The following is a 506-nucleotide window of genomic DNA, read 5'->3' as shown; positions in this document are numbered from 1 at the left end:
ATATCGCCTAAGGCAACACGTTCGCCTTGCGGAATATCCTGCAACCCGAAATTTCCTTGTTTAAGGATTTCTCCTGCTTCGTTGTATATTTTCCAAACCGTCTTTGCCTGTTTAAAGGATGTTGGTCCGTAGTTTAGAATTTCAGCTTTGACAACAAGATTTTCATTGGAAGAGTAGGTTCTCTTTTCCAATCGTAACAAGGGAGTTACAGGACTGCAAAACTTACGGAATTTATCCTTCGTAATTCCTCCTTTGTTAGCCCAAAACGCATCGAATAAACCAACATGTGCCGTTCCCTGCCCCGGGTAATCTTGCAAAGAAAGTAGTTGAAAGCCAGCATTACCTTCACTTCTCATTAAAACTTCGATCTCCTCTTTGTATAAAATAGCAGAAAATTTTGCTGTTGCATCTGTATATTTCGATGCCAGATCCAACATCCCTTTTCCTTCTAAATCGTTTTTTATTGCTTCCAGGTTTACCGGTTTTAACACGCCGGTATATTTGGG

The 506-nt window shown here is 40.3% G+C and carries 1 pseudogene; it reads right to left on the bottom strand.

Annotation, left to right across the window (positions count from 1 at the left end):
* Nucleotides 1-506, bottom strand: a pseudogene (locus ACUNWA_RS19050) (beta-glucuronidase); the annotation flags it as partial.

The organism is Sunxiuqinia sp. sy24 (assembly GCF_052677165.1).
This window is presented reverse-complemented; position numbering and strand designations above follow the sequence as displayed.